The sequence below is a fragment of the Aeromonas aquatilis genome (genome assembly GCF_054052405.1).
The window spans coordinates 44,153-50,743 of record NZ_JBSTYP010000034.1 but is presented as its reverse complement, the minus strand read 5'-3'; the positions used below and the strand labels follow the sequence as shown (position 1 = coordinate 50,743).

At 55.4% G+C, this 6,591-nt stretch carries 9 protein-coding genes and 3 tRNA genes; all 12 read right to left on the bottom strand.

Annotated features, from left to right (window positions below; all coding sequences use genetic code 11):
* Window positions 1-2 precede the first annotated feature (2 nt).
* The 12 genes from ACW5W8_RS14670 to cydX all read right to left on the bottom strand — a co-directional run bounded on the left by ACW5W8_RS14670 (window position 3) and on the right by cydX (window position 6,590).
* A tRNA-Lys gene (locus ACW5W8_RS14670) sits at window positions 3-75 on the bottom strand.
* A gap of 23 nt (window positions 76-98) precedes the next feature.
* A tRNA-Val gene (locus ACW5W8_RS14665) sits at window positions 99-174 on the bottom strand.
* A 16-nt stretch (window positions 175-190) separates the two neighbouring features.
* Window positions 191-266, bottom strand: a tRNA-Lys gene (locus ACW5W8_RS14660).
* A gap of 174 nt (window positions 267-440) precedes the next feature.
* Window positions 441-1,244, bottom strand: coding sequence for a tol-pal system protein YbgF (gene ybgF, locus ACW5W8_RS14655; RefSeq protein ID WP_498628456.1), 804 nt, complete (start codon window positions 1,242-1,244; stop codon window positions 441-443).
* Window positions 1,245-1,402: 158 nt separating this feature from the next.
* Window positions 1,403-1,927, bottom strand: a complete 525-nt coding sequence (gene pal, locus ACW5W8_RS14650; protein ID WP_005304908.1) for a peptidoglycan-associated lipoprotein Pal — start codon at window positions 1,925-1,927, stop codon at window positions 1,403-1,405.
* Window positions 1,928-1,976: 49 nt separating this feature from the next.
* Window positions 1,977-3,302 carry a Tol-Pal system beta propeller repeat protein TolB gene (gene tolB, locus ACW5W8_RS14645; protein WP_498628455.1) on the bottom strand — a complete coding sequence of 442 codons (1,326 nt, stop codon included), beginning with the start codon at window positions 3,300-3,302 and terminating at the stop codon, window positions 1,977-1,979.
* A 96-nt stretch (window positions 3,303-3,398) separates the two neighbouring features.
* Window positions 3,399-4,532, bottom strand: a complete 1,134-nt coding sequence (gene tolA / locus ACW5W8_RS14640; protein WP_498628454.1) for a cell envelope integrity protein TolA — start codon at window positions 4,530-4,532, stop codon at window positions 3,399-3,401.
* Between the two features lie 5 nt (window positions 4,533-4,537).
* Window positions 4,538-4,984, bottom strand: coding sequence for a protein TolR (gene tolR, locus ACW5W8_RS14635; RefSeq protein WP_005354757.1), 447 nt, complete (start codon window positions 4,982-4,984; stop codon window positions 4,538-4,540).
* Complete coding sequence (gene tolQ, locus ACW5W8_RS14630) at window positions 4,984-5,673, bottom strand: protein TolQ (RefSeq protein WP_042063600.1); 690 nt, start codon at window positions 5,671-5,673, stop codon at window positions 4,984-4,986. Before tolQ ends, tolR begins: the two co-directional genes overlap by 1 nt.
* Window positions 5,663-6,070, bottom strand: a complete 408-nt coding sequence (gene ybgC, locus ACW5W8_RS14625) for a tol-pal system-associated acyl-CoA thioesterase (RefSeq protein WP_498628453.1) — start codon at window positions 6,068-6,070, stop codon at window positions 5,663-5,665. The genes tolQ and ybgC overlap by 11 nt, the downstream gene beginning before the upstream one ends.
* A gap of 105 nt (window positions 6,071-6,175) precedes the next feature.
* A complete protein-coding gene (locus ACW5W8_RS14620; RefSeq protein ID WP_041202810.1) occupies window positions 6,176-6,487 on the bottom strand; it encodes a cyd operon YbgE family protein in 312 nt (103 codons plus the stop codon).
* Entirely contained in the window at window positions 6,474-6,590 is a 117-nt protein-coding gene (gene cydX / locus ACW5W8_RS14615) for a cytochrome bd-I oxidase subunit CydX (RefSeq protein ID WP_005304933.1), read from the bottom strand. The genes ACW5W8_RS14620 and cydX overlap by 14 nt, the downstream gene beginning before the upstream one ends.
* Between the last annotated feature and the right edge of the window lies 1 nt (window position 6,591).

Here is a 6,591-nt window from a genome sequence, read left to right as displayed (position 1 = left end):
GGTGGGTCGTGCTGGATTCGAACCAGCGACCAATTGATTAAAAGTCAACTGCTCTACCGACTGAGCTAACGACCCATCTAAATCATTTTTTTACAAACTGGTGGTCGTTACTGGGATCGAACCAGTGACCCCCTCCTTGTAAGGGAGGTGCTCTCCCAGCTGAGCTAAACGACCTGGGATTCTGAAATGATGGTGGGTCGTGCTGGATTCGAACCAGCGACCAATTGATTAAAAGTCAACTGCTCTACCGACTGAGCTAACGACCCTCACCACGACCAGTTCCGACTGCATTACTGCTTCGGCTCTGACGGCGGCCTATATTACGGATTTAAATTTCCGGTGCAACAGAAAATTCGTAATTTAAATCCGTTTGCTCACTGTGCGTACAAATGCAGGCTGTTTTTACAGTAGCGTTACGAAAACAGTGACATACAGCAATGTTACAGCTTGGCCAGACTCTGTTTGGCCAACTGGGCCGGCGAAGTGTTGGGATAACCCTTGATCACCTGCTCATAGAAGGATTTGGCTTCCGCCTTCTTGCCATCCAGCTGCGCCAGCATACCCAGCTTCAGCAGCGCATCGGCTCGCTTGGGGGATTTGCTGTATTTGTTGGCCACGGTCGAAAACTGGGCCGAGGCACCGGCTCTGTCACCCTTGTTAAACAGCAACTGGCCGAGCCAGTAGTGTGCATTGGGAACATAGCCCGAATTGGGGTACTGCTTGATGAAGCCCTGGAAAGCCGGAATGGCTTTGTCGTAGTTCTTCTCTTTGAGCACCATGTTGACCGCTGCGTCGTAGGCCTGATTCTCATCCTGATTGGTTGAGTAATTGGCGGCAGCAGCCGGTGTAGCGGCAGCAGCAGGGGCCGGGGCGGCCGGCGCAGCTTGCTGGCTGCTGGCAACCTTGTCGAGCTCCTGATAGAGCTGACGCTGGCGCTCTTGCGACTGTTCCATCTGGTAGGTCTGCTGCTCCAGCTGACCACGCAGCTCGGAAACCTCCCCTTGCAGGGAGTCGACCTGCTGCTGCAATTCAGCTTGCAGTCTCAGACGGGCATTGAGGGTGCGCTCCAGCAGGGCAACCCGATCTTCCAGGCTACCGGTGGGCACGATGGCGCCGTTGTTGCCGCTAAGGACAACCCCACCACTTGAGTCACCGCCCAGATCGCTGACCGGTGCCGCAGCTTGCGCATTCAGAGCAACCAATACGGCCAGCGCAACACCAGCTTGCTTGTACACAGATTTCATTCGGATCAAACCTTAGCGTTTAGTACAGATAAAACGGCCAGCGCCATCGTCGCTCGCATAGACAGATTTCATTCGGATCAAACCTTGGCGTTTAGTGCAAATAAAACGGCCATCGAAATGGCCGCTTGCATATAAACGAACTTCGTTCGGTTTAAACCTTAGTAAACCAGAACCGCGCGGCGGTTTTTGGCAAAGGCATCCTCGGTGTGGGACATGTCCAGCGGCTTCTCTTCGCCATAGCTGACGATAGAGAGCTGCTCGGCCTGCACACCCAGGGTTTGCAGATACTTGGCAACAGCCTTGGCACGACGCTCGCCCAGGGCGATGTTGTACTCCGGAGTACCGCGCTCATCGGCGTGACCTTCGATCAGGACTTTCACGCTCGGGCGCTCGCGCAGGTAGCTGGCGTGGGCATCCAGCAGATCAGCGTACTGACCCTGGATATCGTAACCGTCGAACGGGAAGTAGATCACGTTGTCACGCTGCAGTGCTTCGAACTTCTGACGCATCTGCTCTTCCGGGGACAACATGCCGTTGGCGCCGCCGGTTTGTACACCGCCCATGCCGTCGGTCATACCTGATTCAGCGCCAGCGGCGTCGGAATCAGAAGAAGAGCTACAAGCGGCCAGGGTGAACAGTGGCAGTGCGATGGCCAAACCCTTGAGCAGTTTATTGAGTTGCATGCTATTTCCTTAAACCTTTATAACAAAACAAAAAACAATCGAATTTTTATCAATTCAAGAAGGGCGACCAAGCTGGTGCACGAATTTCACCGCTACTGGTCGGAAGCACAGCCTTGAAGCGACCATCAGTCGACACCAATGCGAGACTCTTACGACCCTGATAGATGGTGGCATAAATGATCATGCTGCCATTGGGAGCCACACTTGGCGACTCATCCAGAGCACTCTGGGTAAGGACCAACAGGGCATTGTTTTCCATGTCCTGACGGGCAATACGATACTGTCCCTGAACACGGGTCACCATCACCATGATTTTGCCATCAGGAGTGATGGATGCACCCTGGTTGGATTCACCTTCCCAAGTCATCCGGCGAGTCATACCAGTCGCCAAATTTACGCTATAAATCTGGGGTTTGCCACCACGTTCAGAGGTGAACAACAAATTTTGCCCATCCGGCATCCAGGAGGGTTCGGTGTCGATCACACGGCTGGTTGTGACGCGGGTCAGCTGCTTGCTAGCGACATCAACCACATAGAGGTTCGGTGAACCATCTTTGGAGAGAACGATAGCCAGACGACGACCATCCGGAGACCACTCCGGCGCCCCGTTGATACCGCGGAAACTGGTGATCAGGCTGCGTTGCTGGGTGTAGATATCCTGCACGTAGATTTCGGATTTCTGGTTCTCGAAACTCACGTAGGCCAGCTTGCTGCCATCCGGCGACCAGGCTGGGGACATCAGCGGCTCACGGGAGCGCAGCAAGGTCTTCTCGTTGTAACCGTCGTAGTCGGCGATCCGCAGCTGGTACGGGAACTGGGTTCCCTGCTGGACGGAGACGTATGCCAGGCGGGTCAGGAAGGCACCGCGCTCGCCAGTCAGACGCTCATAGACGATGTCGGAGATACGGTGGGCAAACTGGCGCATCTGGGCACCCGGGATGGTCGCCATGCGGCTATCCAGGATGTAACCGTTGCTCTCGCCACCTTGTGCCTTGGCCAGCTGGCCTTTCAGCACATCGACCAGCTCGAAGTTGATCTTGTAAGTGCCATCACCGACTGCCGAAATGGAACCCACCACCACGGCTTCAACCCCTTGGGAGGCCCAGGGAGCGAAGTTGATCTCGCTGCTGCTGCTCGGGGTCTGCGGCATCTGGCCACGGGCCAGCGGCTTGAACTTGCCACTGCGCATCAGGTCGTTGGAGACCACTTCCGCGATGTCCTGCGGCAACTGCCCGTTACCTTCCCACTTGAAGGGGGCAACGGCGATGGGGCGTGCGCTATCAATACCGCCGGTGATGACGATGTCCAGGGCCGCCTGAGCACTCTGGCCCAGCAACAAACAGCCAACCAAAGCAAAAAATACTTTTCTGATCATGGCTTAAATACTCGGTTCCAATATAGATGAGAGGTTAAATTCCTTATCTCGGCGAGAGGTTACCAACCGGAGGCTAGCAACCTCGTTTTATCACGCTTAGATACTCGGTTCTAACTTCAGGTTAAATTCCTTCAACATCTCGAATGCCGCAGGGTCCTTGGGCACAGGCAGTTGATTGGCTTTCAGAACAGCCGCCTTACCGGAACGACAGACCGCCGGGTCACCCTGGCCGTTATCTACCGATATGACAAAGCCACTGCTCGCAAGACGTACGCCGATAGTACATGTTTTGCCCCGCATGGTGGGATCCAAAATCATATACCGCTCAACAGTGGCCTTGATGAGCGCCGCATATTTGTCGACTTCGCCCTGGGCTGCCGCCGATGCCGCCTGACTGCGGGCATTGGCCTCAGCCGACAGCTGCTGCTGCATCATCTCTTCCATCTCTTTTTGCAGCTTGGCCTGCTCTGCTGCTTTACGCTTGCGCTCAGCCGCGATCTTGGCCTGCTTGTCGGCCTCTGCCTTGGCTTTCTTCTCTGCGTCAGCTTTTGCCTTTTTCTCAGCCTCTTCCTTGGCCTTCTTCTCGGCCTCGGCTTTGGCTTTTTTCTCTGCTTCTGCCTTGGCTTTCTTCTCGGCTTCGGCTTTGGCCTTCTTGTCAGCTTCCGCTTTCTTGGCCTTGGCTTCTGCCGCCTTGGCTTTCTCTTCGGCCTCTTTCTTCTCTTGTTCCTTTTTCTTCTTCAGCGCCAACGCCTTGCTCTCGGCTTCCGCCGCTTTACGCTCGGCTTCGGCCTTCTTGGTCTTCTGCTCTTCCAGCTTGCGGGCTTCCTCGGCTTTTTGGGCCTTCTCTTCCGCCTGCTTCTGCTCGGCAACCTTCTTCTGCTTCTCGGCCTCGGCCTTGCGAGTCGCCTCTTCGGCCTGCTTGCGCTTGGTCTCGGCGATGCGAAGCTGCTCCTGTTTCTGAGCCAGCTCGCGCTTGGCGAGATCCGTGTCTTCCTTATCCTTCTCTTTCTCTACCTTTTGAGGCTTGGGCTGAGATTTCTGCTGCTGGATCTGCTTGGCCTGTTCGTTGAGGAAGTTCTCATCGAGCATGACGGCATTGACGATCTGCCCCTTCGATTCGGGTCGTTTCGGTTTGCTGAAATCGAGCCCGACAAACAGGATGATGCCGATGATCAGGTGCAGCAGAAACGACGCGATGAGATAACCGGAAATACCACGCTTCACATCCATCTCCGTTAGTTCACCGGATCTGTCATCAGGCCAACCTGAGGCACACCCGCTTTCTTGAGGGCCACCATCAACAGGATCACCTCTTCGTAGCGCACGGCCTTGTCACCCGCGACCACCACGGGGGCATTCTGGTTGATCGCCAGATAGCCCATGGCTTTTTCGGTGATGTATTGCTGCATCGCCTCTGGCGTGCCGCTTGGCACCGGCTCGTCATCGGCTTCGCCCGCCTTGATGACATACTCGCCTTCGGTATTGACGCTGACGATGAAGGGCGGCTTGGCATCTTCCGGCAACTGCTCGGACTCAGCCTGTGGCAGATCCACCTTGACCCCTTGCGTGATCACCGGCGTGACCGCCATAAAGATGATAAGCAGCACCAGCATGACGTCGATATAGGGAACCACGTTGATCTCGGCCACCTTCTTGCGCCGGATCCGCTGATAGGTTTGCATTACTGATCACCCTGCTGCTGTGCAATTTGACGGTTCAGAATGGTGGTGAACTCGTCCATGAAGTTGGCGTAGGCGTTCTCCAGCCGCTCGACCTTGTTGGAGAAGCGGTTGTAGAAGATAACCGCCGGGATAGCGGCAAACAGCCCCATGGCGGTCGCGATCAGCGCTTCCGCGATACCCGGTGCCACCATCTGCAGGGTGGCCTGCTGCACCTGACCCAGGGCGATAAAGGCGTTCATGATCCCCCATACGGTACCAAACAGACCGATATAGGGGCTGATGGAGCCGATGGTCGCCAGCACCGGCAGGTTGGATTCCAGCTCATCCACCGCGCGGGAGAGGGAAACACGCATGGCGCGGTAGGTACCATCCATCACCGCATCCTGACCACGGGCACCGGCCTTGAGCAAGCGGGCATACTCCTTGAAGCCGGAGTAGAAGATATCTTCCATGCCTTCGATATCATCGCGGCGAGAAGAGGACTCCTGATAGAGGCGATTGAGATCGACCCCTGACCAGAAGCGATCTTCAAACTGTTCCGATGCGAGATTGGCCGCCTTGATCGCCTTTGAACGCTGGATAATCAGCGCCCACGAGACAATAGACATGCTCATCAGGGTCATCATGACCAGTTTTACCAACAGGCTGGCTTGCCAAAACAGGCCAATAAACGAAATTTCAGCGTGCACTTAACAGCACTCCCTTGATTTTTTCAGGTATAGCGACAGGTTTCATTTGCGGATGACTGACACAGGCTATCTGTACCATGGCCTGGGTGATCAGTCGTCCATCAGCCGCCAGGATCTGCTGCGAAAAGCGCAGGGATGCGCGTTTCACTTCAATCACTTGCGTTAATACATTCAATAGTTCATTAAAACGGGCCGCCGAGCGGAAATCGATCTCAGTTCGGCTCACCACGAAGGCATATCCCTCCTGCAGCAAGACGTCCTGTTCGACCCCTTTGGCACGAAGAAACTCGGTGCGAGCACGTTCCATAAACTTGAGATAATTGGCGTTGTAGACGATGCCCCCGGCGTCGGTGTCCTCGTAGTAGACACGCACCGGAAACTCAAAGACTTCCCCCATAACAATCTGTGATCCATTCGACAGTCAGATGGGGGGCTATCATAGCGCAGGGCTGAATAGGAAAGAAGCAGGGGGAGACAGGGAAATCCTGCCTCCCCCCGTTTTTTATGAAAGGAAATATGAATGTGTCAGCCAGAGGCCATACAACAAACTGGGCCAGGCGAGCCAGGGGTTGAACAGTACTCGTCCGGGCAGGCTTTTCAGATGAAAGCCAAGGCCGTTAAGTACACCACAACAGACGGCCCACATCAGCCAGGGAGCAAGCCAGAGACCATGCTCGCTGGTGTTGGCCGCGATCAGATTGGGGGCCTGTAAAATAGCGACGGCCAACAAGGCCGCCGCGAGTAACATCAACCCCTGCCACGGCTGCCGCTCCAGTGGAGCGGCCAGCCTGGCGAGTCGATCACTTGTTTTCATCGATCTGACGATCCATGTTCTCGGTGTGTTCCAGCCACAGCGCATTGATGATGCCAAATGCACAGGCCAGCAACAGTCCCAGGATCCAGGTGAAATACCACATT

Bases quoted from the DNA above. Each gene is read 5' to 3' on its own strand.
- pal (WP_005304908.1), bottom strand. From the start codon at position 1,927: ATGCAACTCAATAAACTGCTCAAGGGTTTGGCCATCGCACTGCCACTG.
- tolR (WP_005354757.1), bottom strand. From the start codon at position 4,984: ATGCAAACCTATCAGCGGATCCGGCGCAAGAAGGTGGCCGAGATCAAC.
- ACW5W8_RS14620 (WP_041202810.1), bottom strand. From the start codon at position 6,487: ATGAAAACAAGTGATCGACTCGCCAGGCTGGCCGCTCCACTGGAGCGG.
- tolA (WP_498628454.1), bottom strand. From the start codon at position 4,532: ATGGATGTGAAGCGTGGTATTTCCGGTTATCTCATCGCGTCGTTTCTG.
- ybgF (WP_498628456.1), bottom strand. From the start codon at position 1,244: ATGAAATCTGTGTACAAGCAAGCTGGTGTTGCGCTGGCCGTATTGGTT.
- cydX (WP_005304933.1), bottom strand. From the start codon at position 6,590: ATGTGGTATTTCACCTGGATCCTGGGACTGTTGCTGGCCTGTGCATTT.
- tolB (WP_498628455.1), bottom strand. From the start codon at position 3,302: ATGATCAGAAAAGTATTTTTTGCTTTGGTTGGCTGTTTGTTGCTGGGC.
- ybgC (WP_498628453.1), bottom strand. From the start codon at position 6,070: ATGGGGGAAGTCTTTGAGTTTCCGGTGCGTGTCTACTACGAGGACACC.